This window comes from Micromonospora sp. AKA38 (genome assembly GCF_027925725.1).
Taxonomy (GTDB): Bacteria; Actinomycetota; Actinomycetes; order Mycobacteriales; family Micromonosporaceae; genus Micromonospora.
In genome coordinates, this window is sequence record NZ_BNEI01000007.1 from 183,120 (window position 1) to 205,192 (window position 22,073).

Here is a 22,073-nt window from a genome sequence, read left to right on the forward strand (position 1 = left end):
GTCGACAGTCGTCGGCCCGGAAAGTCATCGGTCCGCCGGGATTCCCATGCTGGTGCGGCTCACGGCGGTGTCCACGCCCACCGCCACCCGTCAGCCGCGGGGACCGTTCAGCCGGTCGTCCGAGGCGGGCCGGACGTCGTCGGCCTCCTCCCCGACGGACGAGTCGCCCTGCCCGACGGACGTGACGTCGTCGAGCAGCTCGTCGACCTCGACCACCGTCGCGTCCGCCTGCGGGGCGGGCTCCGCCGCGTCCGCCGCCGACGTCGACTTCGTGATCCACTCCTCCCACGACAGACCGTGCTTCTCCGCCAGGTAGCGGGCGCGGTAGAGCCGGGTCGCGTCCTCGATGGCCGACTGGAGCATGGCGAAGCTGAGCCCGGCGGCGACGAGCGCGCCGGCGATCGGCACGACGTTCGCCAGCCGCGTCCGGACCAGCCGCAGCCCGAGCAGCTTGAAGATCTGCTGGATGACCCGGACGAGGGGGTCCCGGCCCAACTGGCTCCACGTGGCGCGGCGCATCATCTGCTGGGTGAGGCGCGACAGGCTCGCGAGCGCTGCCGTCTTGCTCGCGGACGACGACGCCATGCTGTAGTTCAGGACCCCCATCAGGAACAACTCCTCCTCGGGGTCCCGTGGGTCGTAGCCGTAGTGGACCGCCACCTCCGCCACCGCCCGGCCGAGCAGCGCCAGCGAGATCACCACGTCCGACGCCACCGCGGCGACCGCGACTCCCGCCGTCGTGCCGCCGCTGACGGTGGTGCTGACCGTGGCGCCGGTGACCGCGACGGAGGCGAGGCCGGATTCGATCACCCCGACGAACGGGATCGTCATCGCGGGCCGACCCTTGTCGAGGTCCTTGAGATCGAGCGAGCCGAACGGCGAGCCCTCGGCCAGATCCGGGTGGTCACGGCGCAACCGCTCGGCCCGCTTCGTCAGCGACGCCGAGCGCACGGCCGGCAGGAAGATCGCCCGGAAGCCGCCCTCCAGCGCCTTCATGATGGTGTCGTCGCCGAACTGCATGGTCCTGCCCCCGCCGGGGATCTTCTTGATCTGTTCGCCGGCACGCCTGGTGAGCGATGCGACCTGGCCGACCATGCGCGCCCGCACGCCGTCGCGGCGCTTCCGCTCGCTCTCCAGCAGGCTGGACCAGGCCCGGGCCTCGTAGTCGGACATGCCTTCCCGCATCAGCGTCCCCCATCGACTCGTGAAAACCCGCTCAAGTCTGGTGCCGGGGACTCGGGCCCTCAAGCGATCCGACAAGCGGCTATCCGACTCAAGAGCGGCCACCCGTGGCGGTGGGCGGTATGGCCGACCAGGGCCGAGTCCGAAAAGGACAACGGCGGGCCGTCGAACTGCGCGGGATTTGAACCTGTCATGCCGGGTGACACCCGATAAGTCAGTCCGAATAGGGCCAGAGCAGCGATTATCATGCACTCTAGCGGTTTTACCGATAGCTGCGCTTGGGAGCGCTCCTATCGCAGTCTCCGCGTCACCGACCGATCACCCATCGACGTTTTCGAACGGGGGTAGACACAGTGGACTATGCTCGGCGGAGATCGCTGGGGGGCGGCGGGTGTGCCGATTCCCCGGATGTCGTGTTCAACGAACCATGAAGGCACCGAATGCGGTGCCCGGGAACGGAGTTCGTCATGAAGATAGCCCGAAGGATCGGATTCACCGCCAGTGCTGTGGTGGCACTTGTTGCCGCATCCGCGACCCCCGCACTCGCCGACTCCGGCGACACCATCTACGGATTCTGGCCGAACCGGATCGCGCACGCGAACTTCAGCAGCTACGGCGACAAGTTCACCGTGTGGGACGACGAGAGCGACGGGCGGGCCGCAATCGCCTTCTGGCAGGTGGGCAGCCGCAGCGGCCAGTGTGTGAACAGCAACGGCGCGGGCACCTCCAAGACCTGCAACTACGACTTCCCGGAGGGCCAGACGATCGTCTGGAACCTCACCGCGCAGGGTTGGGCGAACCCCGGCTGCTGCACGGCGATTGTCGGTGGGGAGCAGCGGGACAAGACCTGATCCGAACCGGCGAGTGACGCGCGGAAAGCCACCACGGCATCGCCACGCGTCGTCTGGTCGGACGAACCGATAAACGATGTGGTGCGGTTGCCGCAGGCAGCGGGATGACGCGGGATCGGCATCCCAACTGTCTGCGGCAACCTCGCCGCTCGCCCACTCGCTTTGAACTTCGCCGACCATTGGCGTCAATGGTGCAGGCGCACCCACGCCATTGACGCGAACCGGCCGCGGACGGATCGGGTGGAGGCTCGTCCGACGTCAATCAGCCTGCGGGGAACGCGGAGAATCCACCGGGTGGCGACAATCAGCCGGTTGCGGATCCGGGCCAGGGGCAGAAACGGCGCGGTCATGGTCATCCCACCCCGAGCGCCGCGGCGAGGTGGACGAGCATCGCCGGGGCGCGCGGATCACGGGCGACCCGGGCGAGGACGTCCCGGCCGTCCGGCCGGTGGCGGATCTCGGCCGGCGCGAGCCGGTCGGCCTCCACCACGAGCCGGCCGGCGCCGACCGGGTCACCCGCTTGCAGGTACGCACGGGCGACGTCCACCAGGTACGCGGCCCGATGCTCGGCGGTCAGCCACCGCCACCCGTCCCGCGTGATCACCCGCTCGTGCCGGGCCACGGCGTCTGCCGCGTCACCGCGTTCCGCCGCTACCGCGATCCGGGCAAGCTCGACCGCCGTCGGCCCGAACCCGGTCCGGTGGTGGTCTTGCCCGTCTCCCACCCGCGCCGCCATCTCCGCGGCCTCGTCGACCAGTTCGACGGCGGCGCGGTCGTCGCCGTCGCGGGCAGCGGCCAGGGCACCCTGCGCCAGCAGGGTCCCGCACAGCGACAGCTCCGCCACGTCGCCGAACTCGACCACCGGCGAAACAATCCGGTACGCGGCAGCCAGCATCACCGCCTTCGCCGTCCGCGCCCGCGACGACGCGCGCAACACCTGACCGAGCTGCACGGCGGTGGCCGCCACCAGGACCCGGTCCCCGGTGGCGGCGCTCATCGCCCGGTCCACGGCCAACCACGCCAGGTCGGGAGCGCCGAGCTTCACCAGCACCGCCGCCGTCACGCGGTACGCCTCCACCAGCGGCACCCGGCCCCCGCCAGGATCGTGGACGTGGGCGCGCTGCGCGTCGGCCACCACCTGCGGCAGGAGGTCGACCACCTGCGGGTAGCGGGCGCGCTGGAAGGTGGTCCAGGCATGCGCGACCTCCCGCGCCATCCGGTCCGCCGGCACCACCGGGCGGCGGGAAGCCGGCCGTTGCAAGGCGATCTCGTACGTCGACAGCGCCGCCCGGATCCGCTCGACCCCCTCGGCGCGCTCGGTCACCTCGACCGGCCGGCTGTCCCGACCGAGCAGCACCGCCGTGTCGATCCGCAGCACGGCGGCGATGTCCTGGAGCGTCGACACCTTGTCCAGCGACCGGACGCCGCGCTCGACCTTGTCCACCCAACTCTTCGACTTGCCCAGCCGATCCGCCAACACCTGCTGCGACAGCTTCCGTCGTCCTCGCCAGTACGCCACCCGACGACCGATCGGCAACAGCTCACTGCTGTCCACGGCGCCACCGCCGATCCGGCACGGCCCGGGTGGTCTCCTCGGCCGGTATCCGATCCGCTTCCGCCTGCGCGAGGATCCGTTGCCGCGCGGCCTCACGTTCCGCTGCTTCGATCCGCTCGCCTCGGCTCTCGGCTGGGGCGTCCTCACTCATCCGTACCTCCGCTGGCAGGGCCCGCCCGCACGTACAGGATCAGGCCTGGCACATTCAGTAACCGTGACGCTACGATCGCGGCGACGCGCGTAGGACTCACCCGCAGTACGAATGAGCTGGTCAGCAGTCAGCCGGCATCGCTGTCCACGATGGGGAAACGTCGACTGCCGGTCACCGTAGGGACGGCGATGGCATCACTCGGACGATCCACCTCGGCTCGTGGCGACGTAACCGGCTACCTGTTGAAGCTGATTCGGGAGTCCATCCCCCTGACTCAGGAGCAGCTCGGCGTGGAGCTTGGCGTCGACCGCGCGACCGTTCAGAGTTGGGAGTCAGGACGGAGACCGTTCCTCGCCGTCCCGTTCGGCCAGGCCGCCAGAATCCGGCAGCGGCTCGGTAGCCTCGGCGCGAATCCGGTGCTGCTCGACGCCGTGGGAGACGCCGTCGAGGCCGACGCCGTTCTCGCCGCCCTGCTCGATCCGAGGATCGAGCGGGCAGACCTTGCCGAGCAACCCCTCGGCTGCATGGTGCTCACCCATCGGCTGACCGACCTGATCCTCTGGGCCGTCCTCGGTCAGACACCCTCCTTCGTCAGAAGCCTGCCGTCGTCCCACCGTCGACGCGGCCCAGTCGCCACCGGTCCAACTCTGCGGACAGAGGACCAGCGCGTCTTCTTCGTGGCCCTACACGTCCTGGCCGAACGCGCCTCAGCCCAGCGCCTCCCCGACGTGCTGCTACACCGGCAGGCATGCTTCCTCGCCGGCATGGATCCCACAGGCTCATCCGCCGCATGGCTCAACCGGAGCACCACCCGCAAGTCCCCGGGGACCCGCGCTTTCCACACCTGGTCACCGCTGTGGCCGGATGCCCGGTCCATCGTCACCTCCATGGCCAACCAGGGAGATGTCGAGCCACTACGAGACTTCATCGCCCGCGCGCATCCCGATGACGCCTGCCAGCGCGCGGCCCTCAACTACTCCGCGTACTGGGTCGGCGAAATCCCCTACCGCCAGCCCAACGACAACTTCATGCCCGCCACCATCGACGATTGGCGCGGCACCCGTCTCCTGCGGCACCTCGTCGAGCGCCTCGACGCCGACCACCCGTTCATCGACCTCAACATCCACAACCTATGGGCTCTGCTCACTGCCCGACGCGGGCTCGTCTACGACCACCCTGCCACCGGACAAGCGCTCGCCAACCGTGCCGGCGCCGTCCTCGACAGTGACCAGATCTCCGCGCAGTCCCGCAAGGAACTAACCTCTGTCGTCTACAGCCTGCGTACAGAGGGCATCACCGGCACAGGGACGGGCAGATGAGCGAGGACCAGTACGCCGCAGCGATGAGGTTCATCTTCGAGGCCGGCGTCCTGAAACGCGCCGCGCGTACCGGCTGGTGGTTCGCCGGGGTAAAGCACCCCGAGTCGATCGCCGAACACTCCCACCGCACCGCCCTGATCGGCATGATCCTCGCCGCCATGGAGGGCGCCGATCCCGCCCGGACCACGATGCTCTGCGTCCTGCACGACACCCAGGAAACGCGCATCACGGATATCCCACACATCGCCAGGCGTTACCTCAGCGCCGTCCCCAACACCGCGGTCACCGCCGACCAGGTGGCCGGCTGCCCACCCGGCGTCACCGACGCCATCACTGCGGCCGTAGCCGAGTACGAAGCCGGCGAAACCCTCGAAGCCGCTGTCGCCCGGGACGCCGACAAACTCGAATGCCTCGTCCAAGCCGTCGAATACCGCCACCAGGGCGTCGACAACGTCCAACGGTGGATCGACAGTAGCCGCGCCGCGCTCACCACCGCCTCCGCAAAGCAACTCGCCGACGCCGCACTGGCCGGCCAACCCCTCGCCTGGCTCACACCACCATCGGAGAGGCCCGTCTCCGACGGGGGAACCAGCCTTTGAACCGACCGCGACGACGCCTCACCGGCACTTCCACCGTATGCTCGGTGCCTCCGGACACCTGCCGCCGCACATCCCTCAGCACCTGACCTGCCCGCTACGCTCCCCTGGTGACGGATGCCGGTGCCGCGTTGGGCGTCGAGGCCGCTCGTCGGCTGGCCTGGCTGAATGTGGTGGACATCCAGCCAGGGCTTACCGATGCCGAGTTCGACTGCATCGAGAGGAAGTTCGGCTTCGAGTTCGCCGAGGACCATCGCGCATTCCTCAGTGTCGGATTGCCGGTCCGGACGGCCGGCTGCGTCGACGATCCCGACAGCGAGGGTTGGGGCTGGCCGAACTGGCGTCAGCCCAGCTCCGATGCCTTCAAGGAGCAGCTCGACTGGCCGCTCACCACCGCCCTCGACGAGATCCTCAAGGGCGAGTGGCCACCCGGATGGGGAAGGCGCCCACACGACCTCGTCGCGCGCGAGGCCAAAGCGAGGCGGCACCTCTCCCGGATTCCCCGGATGATTCCCGTTTACGCCCATCGCTATCTGCCGGCGGGTCGTGGCTCCTCCGGCCATCCGGTGCTGTCCATCCACCGGCTCACGGACACCATCGTCTACGGCCACGACCTCGCCCACTACATCGACCAGGAGTTCCGGACGCATGAGGTGACGGCGCCCCTGTGGCGGCACTGCATATGAGCGGCGAGGGACGATTGCCCGAGCTTCGACAACCGATGCCGGCCATGGCCACCGGTGGCGTGGAGTTCATCGAGAGTCGGTGCTGGTTGGATTGGTGGGCGAATGCCACCACGATGCTCGGTTGTTTCGAGGCAGTCGTCGTGATCACCACGACCGAAGCGGGTTGGGCGGCCGACGGTTGCCTGGTCGACACCACTGATGACGAGCGGGAATACCTCGACCTTCTGTGCGACCTCGACCCCGTCTTCACGTTGCGATTCGACGACGGGAGCATGGCGGAAGTTGTCGTTCATTCCACCGACGGGCATGACCGTTTCCGTCTTACTGAACTCGCGTCATGGCGCTGACGGCGGGCTTGACGGTTGAACGATCCGCACGTTCCTCTTAATGCTTTCCGGCGGGAGCACCGCATTGAACAAGGTGCTGTTCTCATGCTCAAAAAGATCAGTGAGCTTCGCTAGCATGGCCGCAGTTTCATCGAGTGCAAGAGCCTGAGCGTCGGTCGCTTCACCGCCGATGATCTGCAACATCCTCACCTCCCACTGCGCGACCATGCCGGCCAAGATGAACTCCTGGGATCGATACAGCCGCCAGTTCGTGTCCCAGGAGTAGAAATTTCTGAGGCCGGCGGCTATGGCCACGACCACGCTGACCGCTGCCAAGAAGACGTAGTTCATGTGCTCGTCACGGATGATGGGAACCACGAATAGCAGCGGCAGCGTGATACTCAGAACGATCTCGATCGCACCAATCACCTTGAACCAGATGACATGTAGGCTCGCGAGTCGCCGGTAACGCTTTCGGTGCAGCGTGAGAACCTTGTCAACCAACTGAGCGCAGGCTGGGAAAGCCTCCGAAATTTCAGGTGACCACTCGTACGAGCGTCGCAGTGCTTCCCGTGACACTCCCAGCATCGAACTTCCTCACATTCGAATAGCGAAGCTGCCCATAATCACTGGGCGAGGACAGGCAGGGAACGCTCCTGTCGGGAAGCTGATAACACGCGCCGTGCGTTTGAAGTGCCCGAGGCGACAGGTGCGCGCGCCAGGTTTCACGGCCTCACCCGCGTGCCTACACTCCACAAACACAGACAGGTCACCATGCTGTCCGTGTGCCGAGTTGCCCACCTGTGGCCACTCAGAGGTCAGACCAGCGCAAGCCTGACTGCGGTACCAGATTGACAAAGGCCGCCTCCCGTAACGGGAAACGGCCTTGAACTGGGTGGAGCTGAGGGGATTTGAACCCCTGACCCCCTCGATGCGAACGAGGTGCGCTACCAGTCTGCGCCACAGCCCCTCCGCTGGCGGACCAGCGTCGGTCCCACCCGGCTTGCACCGGGCGGGCCGGCACAAGGCTAACAGGTCACGCCCCCACCACGCGAACCGCCCCGCCCGGCCCGAGGCCCCACCCGACCCGGCCCGTCGATCTTGGAGTTGTGGCACCTCCGATAAGCCCGCAAAGGGGCGAATCCTGGCACCACAACTCCAAGATTGACGCAGCGCCCTGCGGGGCGAGCGCCCGAGGACAGGCGCGGTCAGGCGCCCCGGCCGGACTGGTAGGGGCGACCACGCAGGCCGCCCGCCCGCCGGTAGGACACCGAGCCGCCGCTCGCGGCCGGCGGCAGGTCCGCCGGCCGGTCCAGGCCCATCGCGGTACGCCGGACCGCCTCCCGCTGGGCGGCCAGCCGGCGCTGCGCCTCCCGCCGGGCCGCCGCGCGCCGGGCCTGTTCGCGGCGCACCTCGGCCTGCCGGGCGGCCAGCCAGGCCGCTTCCCGGGCGTCCGCGCGCCGCCGCCGGCGTTCGGCGAGGGCCCGCTGCCGCAGGTGTACGACGTACGCGACGAGCAGCGCGCCGGTGACCGAGACACTGATCCAGAACCCGGGCCCGACCAGCATCACGCCAACCAGTTCGACCAGGTTGAGCAGCAGCAGTGCGGCGAGCACCCGGCGGCGGCGGTAGACGGCCGGGGTATGTCGCCGGCGGGGCGGGTGCCGTCGGCGGGACTGCGCGGGGACCGCCGAGACGGGCCGGAGCCGGCCGGAGCGCCGCCGGACGGGGGGCGCGGAGACCGGACGAGCCAGACTACCCGTGTCGGAGTCCTCACTCAAGGTGACGACGAGGGTGCGGGGCGGGTGTACCGGCTGGCGTCCGGGCACGGTGCGTCGACGACGCTGGCGCTGAAGCACCCGCGCCGTCGACTGCGCCCGCTCCGCCACCAGCCGCTCGGTGGCGTCGTACCGGCGGACCAGCGCCGGAGCGAGGGCGAGCAGACCGGCGGCGGCGAGGACGGCGAGGAGCACCGACGTCGGCACCCTCACCCCTCCCGTCACCAAGTTCGGGGCGAGCGCCACACGGCCGCAACTTCTTCCGTCGACTCTCGTTAACGGCGCACATCGTGCGGACCAGCAGCGCTTGCCACAGCTTGCAGTTACTTGAGGTTACGGGCCGCCGACCCGCTTCACCGTGCGCCGCGCCGGGCGTCACGGCCGGAACGGCTCAGCGCCGGCTGTCACGTACGCGGTGCCACCGCGCCAGCAGACCGCCCTCGGCGGCCACTTCCTCGCCGGTCATCGCGTATCCGATGTGGTCCCGCCAGGCGCCGTCGATGTGCATGTACCGCACGTGGTAGGCCTCCTCGCGGAAGCCGAGCTTCTCCACCACCCGCCGGGACGGGACGTTCTCCGGCCGGATGTTCACCTCGATCCGGTGCAGGCCACCGGGGCCGAACGCGTGGTCCACGGCGAGCGCGACAGCGGTCGGGATCACACCTCGCCCGGCCACCCGCGAGTCCACCCAGTAGCCCACGTACCCGGAGCAGAACGCCCGCCGCACGATGCTGCCCACGTTGAGGTGGCCGACCAGCCGCTCCTGCCCGTCCTCGCGCAGGCAGACCGCGAACGGCATGCCGTCCCCGGTCCGCGCCGACCTCCGCTGGTCGGCATGGACCAGACGGAACGCGGCCGGCGAGTTCGTCGCGTCCCAGCCGCCCGGCACGTGCGACTCCCACGGGGCCAGCCACTCCCGGTTCGCGCACCGGATCGCCGACCACGTCGCCGCGTCGGAACGCCGGTACGGCCGCAGCACCACCGGACCGTCCACCAGCACCGCCGGCCACCCCGGCGCCCGCCGGAACCTCACCGGCGCCGGTCCAGCAGGAGCACGTCCACGGTGGAGCCGGCGGCGGCGGTGGTGACCCGCTCGCCGAGCACCAGCAGGCCGTTCGCCTCGGCCAGGCCGGAGAGCGTGTACGGCCCACCGGCCAGCGGCTGCACGGTGTAGCCGCCACCGCGCCGCTCGGCCACGTGCGCGGGGCGGAACTCGCGCAGCCCGCCCGGCGACGAGACGGTCTCCAGCAGGTGCGCGCGCACGCTGGGCCGGAACACCGGCTCGGCGCCGGCCAGCAGTTGGATGGCCGGGCGGGCCAGCACCTCGAAACCGATCAGCGCCGCGCCGGGCTCACCGGGAAGACACACCACCGGCACCTCCTCGGCGCCGACCGTACCGAACCCGAGCGCCGTGCCGGGATAGAGGGCCACCTCTGTGAAGGCCACCGGCCCGGCCCGGCCGCCGTCGCGGCGGGACAGGATGCGGCGGACCATGTCGCCCGGCCCGGTGCCGGTGCCGCCGGTGGTGATGATCAGGTCGGCCCGCAGCGTCTGGTCCTCCAGCAGGCCGCGCAGCGCCTCCGGGTCGTCGTCGCAGATCCCGACCCGGTACGCGAGCCCGCCCGCCTCGGCCGCCGCCGCGGTCAACGCGTGCGAGTTGGTGTCCACCACCTGACCGGGCTGGCTGCCCCGTCCCACGTCGACGAGTTCGTCGCCGGTGGCCACGATGACCACCCGGGGGCTGGGGCGCACCACCACGTGCCCGATGCCGGTGGCGGCGAACACCGCGACCAGGGCCGGTGAGACGTACGCGCCGGCGCGGGCGAGCAGCGTGCCGGCGACGAGTTCCTCACCGGCGCGGCGCAGGCCGTACCCGCGTTTGGGCGCGCGGAAGATCTCCACGGCGGCCATGCCCTGGTCGGTCCACTCCACCGGCACCACCACGTCGGCGCCCACCGGCAGCGGCGCGCCGGCCGCCACCGAGAAGCAGGCGCCGGGGGTGAGCCGGACCGGCCGCCAGCTCGCCGCGCCCAGGTCACCGACCACGTTGAGCCGGATGCTGCGCCCGCCGCGGATACCGGAGGGGGCCGGGACGTAGCCCGGCCCCCGGCTCCCTCCGGAGATGTCCTCCCAGCGCGCGGCGTACCCGTCCACCGCCGCCTGGTCGAAGGCGGGGAACGAGTGCGGGGCGACCACGTCCTCGGCGAGCACGTTGCCGTACGCCTGGGTCAGGTCGAGGTCGAGCGGAGGCAGCGCGCGTAACCTGCGCAGCACGCTGCCCAGGTAGTCGGCGAGCGGCGTCAACTCGTTCGCGGCCGCCTCGGCGTCGGCCGTCGCGGTCATGTATCGGCACCGCCGGACGCGTTGCGCAGCCCGTTGAGGACCGCGTCGGTGACGGTCTCGTCGCCGTTGTTGACGAACTCCGCGAGCCACTTGCGGAACTCGGTGCCGATGTCCTCCCGCTCGGCGGCGATCTGCACCACGGTCTGGAGGTAGCCGAGCGGCATGCCGGTGTCGTAGCGGGTGCCCCGGTAGACGATGGCGTGCACCGGCACCCCCTCGGTGCGCAGCAGCTCCATCGCGTCGGTGAGCTGGATCTCGCCGCCGCTGCCCGGCTTCGTACGCCGGATCGCGTCGAAGATCCGCCCCGGCAGCACGTACCGGCCGAGGACGGCCAGGTTGCTGGGCGCGTCCTCCGGGCTGGGCTTCTCCACCATGCCGGTGACCCTGACGACCTCGGCGATGTCGGCGTACTCCGATTCGGCCGGCTCGACCGAGGCGATGCCGTAGCGGCTGGTCTCGGCCGGGTCGACCTCGAAGAACGCGAGCACCACGCCGCCGGTGCGGGCCTGGAGTTCCAGCATGGCCGGCAGCAACGGCTCGGAGGGCTTGACGAACTCGTCGCCGAGCAGCACCGCGAAGGCGTCGTCGCCGACGTGCGACTCGGCGAACCCGACGGCGTGGCCCAGGCCGAGCTGCTCCGGCTGGCGGACCGTGTAGACGGCGGCCAGTTCCTCGGTGCGCTTGACGGCAGCCAGCAGCTCCGGCTTCTTGGCGAGCCGCTCCTCCAGGTCGGGTCGCCGGTCGAAGTGGTCGACCATCGAGGTCTTGCCCCGCCCGGTGATCAGCAGCACGTCGGTGATGCCGGCCTGGGTGGCCTCCTCGACGATGTACTGCAGAACCGGCCGGTCGACGACCGGCAACAGCTCCTTCGGGACCGCCTTGGTGGCCGGCAGGAACCGGGTGGCCAGGCCGGCGGCCGGGATGACGGCCTTGACCGCACGGGAGCGACCGGGGGTCGCTGAGGGGTTCGCTGAGTGCTCCGACATGCCGCGAGACTATCGGCCACGGCTCTGCCGCGGCGGGTGAGGACCGGAAGACGCGCCGCCCTGCGCGGCGCCCGCCGGGTCCGCCGCGCCGGCCCGGGGCAGCCCGTCGGGCGGGCTGACGGTGGCGGCCACCACCGGAATCTCCTGGGTGCGAGCCGGATCTCCGACGGCTACGGGGGCCATCCGGTAGCCGTCCCGCCCGGCCGCCTTGGCCGCGTACAGCGCGTCGTCGGCCGCGTCGAGCACCTGCTGTCCGCCGGCGGCGTGGTCCGGGTAGACGGCGATGCCGATGGAGACCGTCACCGGCACCCGCAACGGCTCGTCGCCGTGACCGTCGACCGACACCGGCTGGTCCCGCACCACCGCCCCGAGCCGCTCGGCGACGATCGTGGCGCCCCGGGCGTCGGTCTCCGGCAGCAGCACCACGAACTCCTCGCCGCCGTGCCGGAACGCCAGGTCCACCTCGCGGATCACGCCGCGTACCCGGCGGGCGAACTCGACCAGCACGGCGTCCCCGGCGGCGTGCCCCCAGGTGTCGTTGACGTGCTTGAAGCGGTCCAGGTCGAGCGCGAGCACGCTGAGCATCCGGCCGAACCGGTTCGCCCGTTCCACCTCCCGCCGGATCGACTCGCGCAGGTAGCGGTAGTTCCACAGCCCGGTCAGCGGATCGGTGAGCGAGAGCCGCTGCGCCTCCTCGTGCACCCGGACGTTCTCCACCGCCACCGCCGCGTGGCCGGCGAAGGTGCGCAGCGTGGCCAGGTCGTCGTCGTCGAACTCGTGGCCACCGAGCCGGTCGTAGAGGGCCAGCACGCCGAGCGCGGCGCTGGGCGGCGCGGCCGGGTCGCCGTCCACCGGCGGATGCCCGGGACGCTCCGGGCCGCGCGGGTCGGGGGCGGCGAACGGCACCGCCACGTACGTCTCGCAGGTCGGCTCCCCGGTCGGCGGGTCCGGCGCGGTCCAGCGGCCCCGCACCGGCTCGCCGGTGGCGGCCACCGCGCCGACCACGCCGGTGCCGACCGGCACCCGCAGCGTCGCCGGGTCCGCCGGGTCGTCGGTCGGCCAGCGCCCGGCCAGCCCTTCGACGCACTGGCCGACCAGCACGCCGTGGCCGTCGAGCAGCAGCACCGCGCCGGCCCGCGCGCCGGTCCCGGCGATCGCGCTGTCCAGGATCACCCGCAGGATGCGTTGCAGGTCGTGCGTGCTGGCCAGCGTGTCGCCGAGCACGACGAGGTGGTTGCGGAGCTGGTCCCGGCTGCTGGTCAGCGCCGCCACGTAGCTGCCGGTCTCGCGCATCATCCGGTTGAACGCGGCGGCCAGCCGCCCGATCTCGTCGCGGCTGCGGACCGGCACCCGCGCGGTCAGGTCGCCATGCGCCACCCGGTCCACCGCGCCGGCCAGCTCGACCAGGGGCCGGGTCGTCACCCGGGCCAGTCGCCAGGCGGCCAGCACGGCCAGCAGCGCGGCCAACGCCACCGCCGCGGCCAGCGCGCCGAACAGGACGGGTGGACGCCGGGCCGGCACCGAGAGCACCAACGGCAGCGGCTGCCCAGGGGACGGCCCGACCCGACGCACGTACCGCCCGTCGCCGGTCCCGGCCACCCGGTCCCCGACCGCCTGGCCGGCGGCGGCCAGCACCGCTGCGCGTACCCCCGGATCCTCGGTCGTGTGGGTGATCCGCCCGGGGCCGTCGAGGAGGGTGACGTCGACGCCGGTCACGGCCGCGAGCCGCGCCACGAAGGCCGGGTCGACGGGCTGCGCGGCGGCGACCGCGCCCAGGTCGGCGCCGGTCGGGTCGCGGAGCCGGACCTGGACGGCGAGCGCCCCCACCCGGCCGGTAGGCGCGCCGGCGCAGTCCTGCCAGGGACCGGCCGGCCCACCGGCGGTGGCGTAGGTGGTCCGGCCGGCGGCGTCGGCGATCACGACGGCGGTGGCCAGCCCTCGGCCGACCACCTGGTCGGCGGCGCGCGACCGGGCGACCGGGTCGGCCACCAGCGCGACCGCGTCGGCCGCCGCGCGCAGTTGCTGGCAGAGCGCGTCGACCGAGGTACGCACACCGGCTGCGGCCAGGCCCAGCCGCTCGGTGGCGCGGCTGCGGTCGACCGCGCTGAGGGTGGCGCCGACGAAGAACGCGCCGAGCAGGACGGGGCCGAGGACCACCACGAGGAAGGCCACCGTCAACCGCCCGCGTAGCGTCAAAAGCCTTCCCCCCGGAAGTTCCGCGCCCCTTGGTGCGATGCTGACACAGAGCGACCGGTAGGCAAGCGTTGCGTCAGGAGTGTTGCGTGCCGGATTTTTCGGATGAGGTGCACGAGGCGAAGCGGGAACTGCGCGTCGCGCTGCTCGCCGCCCGCCGGTCGCTGTCCGCGCCGCGTCGCGCCGAGGCGGCGGCGTCCGTCCAGGCCGAGCTGACCGCCCTGGTACGCCGGCTGCGCCCGGCCCGGATGACCGCGTACGTGCCGGTCGCCTCCGAGCCCGGCGGGGACGATCTGCCGGAGGTGCTGCGGGCCGCGCTGCCGCCCGGGGCGGAGCTGCTGCTGCCGGTGCTCCGGGACGACCTGGACCTGGACTGGGCCGCCTACACCGGGCGGGAGTCACTGCGCGCCGCCGGCCGAGGGCTGCGTGAGCCGACCGGGCCACCGTGGGGCCGGACCGCCGTGGCCGGCGCGGACCTGGTGGTGGTGCCTGCGTTGGCGGTGGACCGCCGGGGCGTCCGGCTGGGCCGGGGCGGCGGCTCTTACGACCGCGCGCTGGCCCGGGTGCCCGCCACCGTGCCGACGGTGGCGCTGCTGCACGACGGCGAGCTGGTCACGGCCGTGCCCGCCGATCCGCACGACCGGCCGGTGCACTGCGTGATCACACCCGGGGACGGGCTGGTGGCGGTGCCGGGTGTGGGACCGGGCGCTTCCGCTGGACGAATCCGGGTGCGATGACGCACCATTGGCACTCGAAGACCACGAGTGCCAGACCGGCCGTGCCAGAGATCCGGAGGAGAACGTGCCCACGTACCAGTACGCCTGCACCGCGTGCGGCCACCAGCTCGAGGCGGTGCAGTCCTTCTCGGACGAGCCGCTGACCGAGTGCCCGGCGTGTGAGGGGCGGCTGCGCAAGCTCTTCAACTCGGTCGGCATCGTGTTCAAGGGCTCCGGCTTCTACCGGACGGATTCCCGTTCGTCCGGTTCCGACAGCGCGTCGAGCCCCGCGAGCAAGCCGGGGAAGTCCGACTCGCCCTCGTCCGACTCGTCCTCGTCCGGTTCGTCGTCGTCGGGCTCGTCCTCTGGGTCGGGCTCCGGCTCGTCCGGCTCCGGGTCGGGCTCTTCCGGGTCGGGCTCGTCCGGCTCGGGCTCCGGCTCGTCGGCCAGCAAGGCGCCGGCGGCCTCCAGCTCCTCCTGATCACGCGCTGACCCGAAGTGGCCGTCCCCGCCCGGGGGCGGCCACTTCCGTGCCCGCCGTCGCCGGTTGTCCACAGGGCGACCGGGTTGTCCACAGGCGCGGGCGACGGGGCGACGGGGCGGTACCGGGCGCGCCTAGCCTGCTGACGGAACGGTCGGCCGGCGGGCGGGAGGCAGCGGTGACGGGTCGGGAGTCGACGTTACGGCCGGTGCGTTGGCGCGGGCTGCCCCGACGCCGCACGCTGGTGCGGGTGACGCTGGTCGCGGTGCTGCTGGGGCTGGCCGCAGCAGTGCTCCGGACGCCGGCCGGCTGTCCGCCCGGGCCACCGCCGTCCGGCTCACCGCCGTCCGGATCGGCTCCGTCCGGCTCGGCTCCGTCCGGATCGTCCGCGGGCACCGGCGTCACGGCGTCCGCCGACGCACCGTCCGCCGGCCCTCAGCCGCTGCCCGACGGGTCGGTGGGCGTGCCGATCCGGCTGGCCGAACCGGCCGCGCTCACGGTGCTGCGTCCGGGCGCCCGGGTCGACCTGCTGGTGGTGCCCGCCGGCGGCTCTCCGGACCCCACGCTGCTCGCCCCGCGCGCGCTGGTGCTCGACGTGGTGGGGGCCGGCGGGGCGGTCGACGGCTCGTCCGCGCTCTACCTGGCTCTGCCGCCCGAGCAGGCCCGGCGCGCGGTCGGGCTGCCCGAGGGCAGCCGCTTCGCCGTGGTGGTCCGCAACTGACCACCGCCGCCCGGACCAGCGCGTGTCGCCCGGCGGGAGATCGGCCGGTGCCGGTCCGGCGTGGTCAGCCCCAGTGCGGAGGACGCTCAGCGAGCAGCCAGTCGTCATCGCCGCCGGGCCGCTCGCCCCAACCGTGGTCGGTGTCGTCGGTGGTCTGCTCGGGCAGCACCACGAGATCGTCGCTGAGGTCGACCACGCGGTCGTCGTCGCCGCGCGGGACACGGATGCCGGGTTCGGTCACGAGCAGCAACGATACCGCCGCCGGGCGGGCCGTCACGCCCCTCGGTCACCCCGCTCGCAAATTCACGGAAAGAGGGGTCATTACGCGCCCGATAGCCACGCTTTCCGTGAATCAGCGGGCTGGACGGGGCGTGTGGGGTGTGGCGTGGGTAGGTCGGGCTTCGCCGCGTCGGGCGGCCGGTCGGCCGTGGCGTTGGTAGCGTCGGTCGGCGTGACGACGCCGAGTGGTGGCAGCACCGACGACGAGACCTGGCGACGCCCCGAGCAGCCGGCCGCCCCGGACGGGACACCGCCCGACGACCAGCCCGCTGACCATCCGCCAGCCGGGGTGAGCCCCGAAACGCCCTCGGAGACAGATCCCACCGTCGACGCCGACCCGGCCGATGCCGATCGCCCCTGGAGAACGGACGCGGACCTTCCACCCGGCACCGATGCCACCGGTCGCCCGACAACCCGCACCGACGACGGGCCGGACACTGGATCGACGGAACAGCCCACGACCGCGGGCGGCACGGCAACCTGGTCTGCCACCGGGACGGACCCGATCGGGCGCTCCACCACCGAGCCCGGCAGGGCCGAGCCACGCACCGGACCGCATACCGCCGAACCGCACACCTCCGGGACGCACGGGAGCGGACCGCACACCTCCGGGACGCACGGGAGCGGACCGCACACCTCCGGGACGCACGGGAGCGGACCGCACACCGCCGGGACGCACGGGACCGAGCCCCCAGCCGGTGGGGCCGGCGTGGTCGAGGAGGCCGCCAGCCCGTGGTCGCGTGCGGGTGCGGCGGAGAGTCCCTGGGCCAGGCCGGACCCGGCCGCACCGACCGGCGGCTGGACCGCGACCGGCGGCGAGTGGCCCGGCCCGCCCGGGACCGCAGTCGATCCGGCAACCGGCGGGTATGCGGGCGGGCCGGCAACCGGCGGGTATGCGGGCGGACCGCCCAACGCCGGCGGGCCGGCAACGGCCGGGTACGCCGGGCCGCCGCCGAGCACGCCGCCGCCCCCCGGCTGGCGACCGCCGGTGCACGTGCGGACGCCACCGCCCCGGCGGCTCCCGCCGCAGGACATGGCCGCCATGGACCGCTCGGAACAGCGTGCCCAACAGCTCACCTACGGCATCGGCGCGGTCGTCGGCGTGGTGCTGGTGCTGCTGATGTGCCTGCTCTGCTCGCGGTTGTTGTTCTAGCGTCGGTGCGAGGTCGCGCACCGCTGAAGCGCCGGCCGCCGTGTTCCGGCGTGTCGGGGCACGCGACACTGAAGTGCGTGACGTGATATACCTCAGAGTCATATTTATGACTCTGAGGTATATCGCCTCACACTAGATAGGTCCCTCGCCGAAAGTCACGCACGGTAACTGGCGGAGACATGCAGCTCGTAGCCGTCAGACGATGCCGTCCCACACCATCTTGGCGCCGCTGTCACCGGTCAGGTAGACGTAGACCAGCGCGAACACGGCGAGCACGGCGGCCACGGCAGTAAGCGCCAGCGGCAGCCAGCGGGGCAGGTTCCGGGTCCGGGCGAAGCCCGCGGTGGACAGCAGCAGCAGGAGCGCCGCCACGGCCAGGCCGAGCGTGAACCAGAGCAGCGTCTCGCCGTACTCGGCATGTTCGTGGATCTTCTGAAGGCCCTCGGGCGGGTAGCCCCGCGACCGCAGCGCCTCCTCCAACTCCTCGCCCGACTCGGTCGCCACCCAGGCCACGATCGGGGTGACCACGGCCAGCGCCGCCACCGCCCAGTCCAGTCGGGGCCGCCAGCGGGGCAGTACGCCGTACGCGACGGTGAGCACGGCCAGCAGCGGCACCAGCACCACCACCGCGTGGATGACCAGAACGTGGCCCGGCAGGCCGTTGATTTCCCTGAACACCGACACCTCCGGCGAGTGGACGGATTCGCGCGGTCAGCCTACGACGGGGCGCCGCCGCACACCTGCTCACACGCACCGGTCGCCGCGCCGGTTCACGCGGCGGCCGGGACCGGCGTGGCGGAACGCTCACTTGTCGGCCCGGCCGGCTCCGTGCTGTCATGAGCGCATGGCCACGGGTGAGGAACTGCTCCGGTCGCGAGGGCTGCGGGTCACCCGGCCGCGGCTGGCCGTGCTCGCCGTGCTCGCCGACGGCGGTCACCTGGAGGTCGACGAGATCACCCGGCGGGTCCGCGAACGGCTCGACTCGGTCTCCACCCAGGCGGTCTACGACGTGCTGGGCGCGCTCTCCCGCGCCGGCCTGTCCCGGCGGATCGAACCGGCCGGCAGTCCCGCCCGCTACGAGGCGCGCGTGGGCGACAACCACCACCACGTGGTGTGCCGTGGCTGCGGCGTGATCGCCGATGTCGACTGCGCGGTCGGCAGCGCCCCCTGCCTGGACCCGAACGAGGCACACGGCTTCCAGCTCGACGAGGCGGAAGTGACGTTCTGGGGTCTCTGCCCGGCCTGCCAGTCCCGTCGTTCCGCCGACGACTGAGCCGGCCCCACCGGGCCGGTCCGGCCGGCGTGGCACTCTTGATCGGTGGACACCGACGACCTCGGCCTGTTCGGTCCGGGATCGGTCACGTGGAAGGTGCACGAGGAACCGATCCTGATCGTCGCCGGCCTGCGCTCGCTCTACCTGCAGGCGTTGCACCCACGCGCGATGGCGGGCGTCGCGCAGAACAGCAACTACCGCGCCGACGCGTGGGGCCGGCTGGTCCGGACCTCGACCTACGTGGCGACGACGATCTACGGCACCACCGCCGAGGCGGAGGCGGCCGGCCGGCGGCTGCGGATGCTGCACGCCCGGATGCGCGCCACCGACCCGGTCACCGGCGAGGAGTTCCGCGTCGACGAGCCGAACTTGCTGCGGTGGGTGCACGTCACCGAGGTCGAGTCGTTCGTGAGCACCGCCCGCCGGGCCGGGCTCGCGCTGACCGACGACGAGGTGGACGGCTACTACACCGAGCAGCGCCGGGCCGCGGCCCTGGTCGGCCTGGACCCGGCCGGGGTGCCGGGCACCGCCGCCGAGATCGAGGCCTACTACCGGGACGTACGCCCGGAGCTGCGGATGACCCGCGAGGCGGCCGAGACCGCGTTGTTCCTGACCGCCCCGCCGATCCCCTGGAAGCTCAACCTGCCGGCGCGGCTCGGCCTCAGTCTCGGCCCGCCGCGCTGGGCGTACCTCGGGGTGGCCGGCACCGCGCTGGGTCTGTTGCCGCCCTGGGCGCTTCGGCTCTACGGCGGGCTGGGCCTGCCCACCACCGCGCTGTCGGCGGAGGTGGGGGTGCGGGCGTTGCGGCTGGCGCTGGCGGCGGTGCCGCGGCGCTATCGGGAGGGGCCGTTGCAGCAGGCCGCCAAGGAACGCGCCGCCCGCCTCGCGGCGGCCTGAGCCGGCGGCTGCGGCGGCCGGCAGCGGCGACAGCGCGGGTGCCGATGAGGGCTGCGGCAGCCGGCGCCGGTTTCAGCCGGCGTCAGCGGTGGGCTGCGCGGGACGGTCGACGGCGGACCACGGCTCCTTGCCGGGGACCTGCGCACCGGTGGGGCAGGTGCGCCGGTAGTCGCACCAGCCGCAGCGCGGCCCCGCCTCGGTGGGGAACGCCTCGTCGGGGTCGGCCCCGTCGGCCACCGCACGCTCGGCGGCCATGATGTCGCGGGCGGTGTCCTCCGCGCGGGTGAGCTGCCGGTGCAGTGACTCCGGCGTGTGCTCGTGCGCGGCGACCGTGCCGGTGGGCAGGTGGTGCAGCTCGACCCGGCGGCACGGCCGCCGGAACACCCGCTCGGCCGCGTACGCGTAGAGCGCGAGCGCCTGCGAGCCGCGCGCGTCGTCGGCGTCGAGCCCGGTGCGGCCGGTCTTGTAGTCGACGATGACCAGCTCGGGCCGCCCGTCGGGGCCGGGGCGGGAGTCGATCCGGTCGGTGCGGCCGTTGAAGGCGAGCACCGCTGTCTTCACCGCCACCACCCGCTCCACCCCGACCGGCTCGTCAGCCGGGTCGAGGCCCGCCACGTAGGACTCCAACCAGGTCAGCGCACGCCGGAACGCGTCGCGCTCCTGCTCGTCGTCGCGGTATCCCTCACGCACCCAGGTGCCCTTGAGCAGCGTGCCGAGCACCTCGGGGCGGCGGCGGTCGAGGGCCAACGCATACCAGTTCTTGAGCGCGGTGTGGACGCTGGCGCCGAGCGAGTTGTGCGCCCACGGCGGCCCCTTCGGCGGGGCGGGCCGGTCCACGTACGCGTAGCGGTAGCGCCGGGGGCAGTCGGCGTAGGCGCCGAGCTTGCTGGGGGTGCAGACGAAGAGCCGTTCCGGCATGCCGTCGAAGCCGAGCTGCTCGGCCTGCTCGGCGCGGGGCCGGGGCGCCCGGCCACCGGCGGGTCGGCTGCTCGACGCGGGGCGGCCGGTCGATGGGGGTCGTCGCACGCCTGCGATCCTGCCACCCGGGTCCGACACCGGCCGACAGGCTCAGGCGTTGTTGACGTATTCGGTCACGAACGCGGCGATCGCGTCCGCGATGAGCTGCACCGCGATGGCGGCCAGCAGCAGGCCGGCGATCCGGGTGAGCACCTCGATGCCGCCCGGGCGGAGCACCTTGACGATCCCGCCGGAGAAGCGCAGCACCACCCAGACCGCGACCATCACCGCGACGATGGCCAGCGCGATGGCGACGTAGTCGGTGACGCCGCCGGCCTGCTGCACGAACAGCATGGTGGCCACGATCGCGCCCGGCCCGGCCAGCAGCGGGGTACCCAGCGGCACCAACGCGATGTTGGAGGTGACCTGCTGGCTCGGGTCGTCCGCCTTGCCGGTCAGCAGCTCCAACGCGACGAGCACCAGCAGCAGCCCACCGGCGGCCTGCAACGCGGGCAGGTCGACGTGCAGGTAGGCCAGGATCGTCTGCCCCGCCACCGCGAAGATCACGATGACCCCGAGCGCCAGCGCCACGGCCTGCCAGGCGGCCCGGTTCCGGTCGCGGGCGGGCAGCGGCCCGGTGAGCGCGAGGAAGATGGGCATCATTCCGGGCGGGTCGACGATCACCAGCAGGGTCACGAAGACCTCGCCGAAGAGCTTGAGATCCACGCGGACACGGTAGCCGTGCCGCCGGAACGCTTCAGCCTGAAGCGACCGGGGTCACCCCCCGGGCCAGCGCGACGATTCCCTCGTACGCCTCGGGGGCGGTGGTGTACGCGCCGAGCCGGACCGTCTTGTGCGTGCCGTGGAAGTCCGACGCGCCGGTGACCAGCAGCCCCAGCTCGGCGGCGAGCCGGCGGACGTGCTCCCGTTCGGCCGGGCTGTGGTCCTCGTGGTCGGCCTCCAGGCCGGCCAGTCCGGCCGCCGCCAACGCCGCGATCAGCTCGTCGGGCACGATCCGGCCGCGCCGGCTGGCCCTCGGGTGGGCGAAGACGGGCACCCCGCCGGCGGCCCGGACCAGCGCGACCGCCCGGAACACGTCGATGTCGTCCTTGGGCAACCGGTACCGCTCCCCCAGCCAGTCCCTGCCGAACGCCTCGGTGGTGGTGGCGACCAGGCCGGCCCGGATCAGCGCCTGTGCGATGTGCGGCCGACCGACCGTTCCGCCGGCCGCCCCGGCCAGGATCTCCGACCAGCTCACCGGGATGCCGTCGGCCTGGAGCAGCCGGACGATCCGCTCGCCGCGTTCCTCGCGGGCCCGCCGGACCCGGGCCAGTTCGGCGGCCAGCTCCGGTTCGGCCGGGTCGAAGAGGTACGCGAGCAGGTGCAGCGGGAGCGCCGGCTCGGTGCCGGACCAGCGGCAGGAGAGTTCCGCGCCGCGGACCAGGGTGAGACCGGGCGGCAGGGCGGCGACGGCCGCCGCCCAGCCGGCCGTGGTGTCGTGGTCGGTCAGGGCCACCACGTCGAGCCCGGCGCCGGCGGCGGCCCGGACCAGTTCGGCCGGGCCGAGCGTGCCGTCGCTGGCGGTGGAGTGGGTGTGCAGGTCGATGCGGGCGGGAACGCTCACCGGCCC

The 22,073-nt window shown here is 72.5% G+C and carries 24 protein-coding genes, 1 tRNA gene and 1 pseudogene; 10 read left to right on the plus strand and 16 right to left on the minus strand.

Features of this window, described 5'->3' with window-relative positions:
- Positions 1-90 precede the first annotated feature (90 nt).
- On the minus strand, positions 91-1,173 hold the full coding sequence (locus TPA0908_RS28020; protein WP_281943043.1) for an EcsC family protein: 1,083 nt from the start codon (positions 1,171-1,173) through the stop codon (positions 91-93).
- A gap of 476 nt (positions 1,174-1,649) precedes the next feature.
- Between TPA0908_RS28020 and TPA0908_RS28025 the strand changes: the two genes are divergently transcribed.
- Positions 1,650-2,033 (plus strand): hypothetical protein, encoded by a 384-nt coding sequence (locus tag TPA0908_RS28025; protein WP_281943045.1) that lies wholly within the window; start codon positions 1,650-1,652, stop codon positions 2,031-2,033.
- Between the two features lie 352 nt (positions 2,034-2,385).
- Here the strand turns inward: TPA0908_RS28025 and TPA0908_RS28030 are convergent, their stop codons facing one another.
- On the minus strand, positions 2,386-3,588 hold the full coding sequence (locus TPA0908_RS28030; RefSeq protein ID WP_281943047.1) for a helix-turn-helix domain-containing protein: 1,203 nt from the start codon (positions 3,586-3,588) through the stop codon (positions 2,386-2,388).
- Positions 3,575-3,739, minus strand: coding sequence for a hypothetical protein (locus tag TPA0908_RS28035; protein ID WP_281943049.1), 165 nt, complete (start codon positions 3,737-3,739; stop codon positions 3,575-3,577). Before TPA0908_RS28035 ends, TPA0908_RS28030 begins: the two co-directional genes overlap by 14 nt.
- A 188-nt stretch (positions 3,740-3,927) precedes the next feature.
- Between TPA0908_RS28035 and TPA0908_RS28040 the strand changes: the two genes are divergently transcribed.
- The 4 genes from TPA0908_RS28040 to TPA0908_RS28055 all read left to right on the plus strand — a co-directional run bounded on the left by TPA0908_RS28040 (position 3,928) and on the right by TPA0908_RS28055 (position 6,687).
- On the plus strand, positions 3,928-5,058 hold the full coding sequence (locus TPA0908_RS28040; RefSeq protein ID WP_281943051.1) for a helix-turn-helix domain-containing protein: 1,131 nt from the start codon (positions 3,928-3,930) through the stop codon (positions 5,056-5,058).
- A complete protein-coding gene (locus TPA0908_RS28045) occupies positions 5,055-5,657 on the plus strand; it encodes an HD domain-containing protein (protein ID WP_281943053.1) in 603 nt (200 codons plus the stop codon). The genes TPA0908_RS28040 and TPA0908_RS28045 overlap by 4 nt, the downstream gene beginning before the upstream one ends.
- A 107-nt stretch (positions 5,658-5,764) precedes the next feature.
- A complete protein-coding gene (locus TPA0908_RS28050) occupies positions 5,765-6,340 on the plus strand; it encodes a hypothetical protein (RefSeq protein WP_281943055.1) in 576 nt (191 codons plus the stop codon).
- Positions 6,322-6,687: a hypothetical protein gene (locus TPA0908_RS28055; RefSeq protein ID WP_281943057.1), complete on the plus strand. Its 366-nt coding sequence runs from the start codon at positions 6,322-6,324 to the stop codon at positions 6,685-6,687. The genes TPA0908_RS28050 and TPA0908_RS28055 overlap by 19 nt, the downstream gene beginning before the upstream one ends.
- Here the strand turns inward: TPA0908_RS28055 and TPA0908_RS28060 are convergent.
- The 7 genes from TPA0908_RS28060 to TPA0908_RS28090 all read right to left on the minus strand — a co-directional run bounded on the left by TPA0908_RS28060 (position 6,676) and on the right by TPA0908_RS28090 (position 13,969).
- Entirely contained in the window at positions 6,676-7,170 is a 495-nt protein-coding gene (locus tag TPA0908_RS28060; RefSeq protein ID WP_281943059.1) for an SLATT domain-containing protein, read from the minus strand. The genes TPA0908_RS28055 and TPA0908_RS28060 overlap by 12 nt on opposite strands.
- Positions 7,171-7,562: 392 nt before the next feature.
- Positions 7,563-7,636 (minus strand) — tRNA-Ala (locus TPA0908_RS28065).
- Positions 7,637-7,874: 238 nt separating this feature from the next.
- Positions 7,875-8,657, minus strand: a complete 783-nt coding sequence (gene sepX / locus TPA0908_RS28070) for a divisome protein SepX/GlpR (RefSeq protein ID WP_281943061.1) — start codon at positions 8,655-8,657, stop codon at positions 7,875-7,877.
- 178 nt (positions 8,658-8,835) lie between these two features.
- On the minus strand, positions 8,836-9,477 hold the full coding sequence (locus TPA0908_RS28075) for a GNAT family N-acetyltransferase (protein WP_281943063.1): 642 nt from the start codon (positions 9,475-9,477) through the stop codon (positions 8,836-8,838).
- Positions 9,474-10,787 (minus strand): molybdopterin molybdotransferase MoeA, encoded by a 1,314-nt coding sequence (locus tag TPA0908_RS28080; protein ID WP_107157119.1) that lies wholly within the window; start codon positions 10,785-10,787, stop codon positions 9,474-9,476. Before TPA0908_RS28080 ends, TPA0908_RS28075 begins: the two co-directional genes overlap by 4 nt.
- Entirely contained in the window at positions 10,784-11,773 is a 990-nt protein-coding gene (locus TPA0908_RS28085; protein WP_281943065.1) for a UTP--glucose-1-phosphate uridylyltransferase, read from the minus strand. Before TPA0908_RS28085 ends, TPA0908_RS28080 begins: the two co-directional genes overlap by 4 nt.
- Positions 11,774-11,782: 9 nt before the next feature.
- Positions 11,783-13,969 (minus strand): diguanylate cyclase, encoded by a 2,187-nt coding sequence (locus tag TPA0908_RS28090; protein ID WP_281943066.1) that lies wholly within the window; start codon positions 13,967-13,969, stop codon positions 11,783-11,785.
- Between the two features lie 86 nt (positions 13,970-14,055).
- Here TPA0908_RS28090 and TPA0908_RS28095 point away from each other — a divergent pair, with 86 nt between their 5' ends.
- Positions 14,056-14,703, plus strand: a complete 648-nt coding sequence (locus tag TPA0908_RS28095) for a 5-formyltetrahydrofolate cyclo-ligase (RefSeq protein WP_281943068.1) — start codon at positions 14,056-14,058, stop codon at positions 14,701-14,703.
- Between the two features lie 64 nt (positions 14,704-14,767).
- A pseudogene (locus TPA0908_RS28100) lies at positions 14,768-14,908 on the plus strand (FmdB family zinc ribbon protein); the annotation flags it as partial.
- Between the two features lie 14 nt (positions 14,909-14,922).
- Here the strand turns inward: TPA0908_RS28100 and TPA0908_RS28105 are convergent.
- Positions 14,923-15,135 (minus strand): hypothetical protein, encoded by a 213-nt coding sequence (locus TPA0908_RS28105; protein ID WP_281943070.1) that lies wholly within the window; start codon positions 15,133-15,135, stop codon positions 14,923-14,925.
- 206 nt (positions 15,136-15,341) lie between these two features.
- Between TPA0908_RS28105 and TPA0908_RS28110 the strand changes: the two genes are divergently transcribed.
- On the plus strand, positions 15,342-15,884 hold the full coding sequence (locus TPA0908_RS28110) for a flagellar biosynthesis protein FlgA (protein ID WP_281943072.1): 543 nt from the start codon (positions 15,342-15,344) through the stop codon (positions 15,882-15,884).
- 64 nt (positions 15,885-15,948) lie between these two features.
- Here the strand turns inward: TPA0908_RS28110 and TPA0908_RS28115 are convergent, their stop codons facing one another.
- A complete protein-coding gene (locus tag TPA0908_RS28115) occupies positions 15,949-16,131 on the minus strand; it encodes a hypothetical protein (RefSeq protein WP_281943797.1) in 183 nt (60 codons plus the stop codon).
- A 1,380-nt stretch (positions 16,132-17,511) separates the two neighbouring features.
- On the minus strand, positions 17,512-17,994 hold the full coding sequence (locus TPA0908_RS28120) for a DUF2231 domain-containing protein (RefSeq protein ID WP_281943074.1): 483 nt from the start codon (positions 17,992-17,994) through the stop codon (positions 17,512-17,514).
- 166 nt (positions 17,995-18,160) lie between these two features.
- Between TPA0908_RS28120 and TPA0908_RS28125 the strand changes: the two genes are divergently transcribed.
- Both TPA0908_RS28125 and TPA0908_RS28130 read left to right on the plus strand, forming a co-directional pair.
- On the plus strand, positions 18,161-18,589 hold the full coding sequence (locus TPA0908_RS28125; RefSeq protein ID WP_281943076.1) for a Fur family transcriptional regulator: 429 nt from the start codon (positions 18,161-18,163) through the stop codon (positions 18,587-18,589).
- Between the two features lie 45 nt (positions 18,590-18,634).
- Positions 18,635-19,486 carry an oxygenase MpaB family protein gene (locus TPA0908_RS28130; protein WP_281943078.1) on the plus strand — a complete coding sequence of 284 codons (852 nt, stop codon included), beginning with the start codon at positions 18,635-18,637 and terminating at the stop codon, positions 19,484-19,486.
- Positions 19,487-19,558: 72 nt separating this feature from the next.
- Here the strand turns inward: TPA0908_RS28130 and TPA0908_RS28135 are convergent, their stop codons facing one another.
- From TPA0908_RS28135 to TPA0908_RS28145, 3 genes are read right to left on the minus strand one after another with little or no spacing between them, the layout of a single operon-like run.
- Positions 19,559-20,512 carry a RecB family exonuclease gene (locus tag TPA0908_RS28135; protein ID WP_374709265.1) on the minus strand — a complete coding sequence of 318 codons (954 nt, stop codon included), beginning with the start codon at positions 20,510-20,512 and terminating at the stop codon, positions 19,559-19,561.
- 42 nt (positions 20,513-20,554) lie between these two features.
- Entirely contained in the window at positions 20,555-21,169 is a 615-nt protein-coding gene (locus tag TPA0908_RS28140) for a MarC family protein (RefSeq protein ID WP_281943080.1), read from the minus strand.
- A gap of 31 nt (positions 21,170-21,200) precedes the next feature.
- Complete coding sequence (locus TPA0908_RS28145; RefSeq protein WP_281943082.1) at positions 21,201-22,067, minus strand: PHP domain-containing protein; 867 nt, start codon at positions 22,065-22,067, stop codon at positions 21,201-21,203.
- Positions 22,068-22,073: the final 6 nt, after the last annotated feature.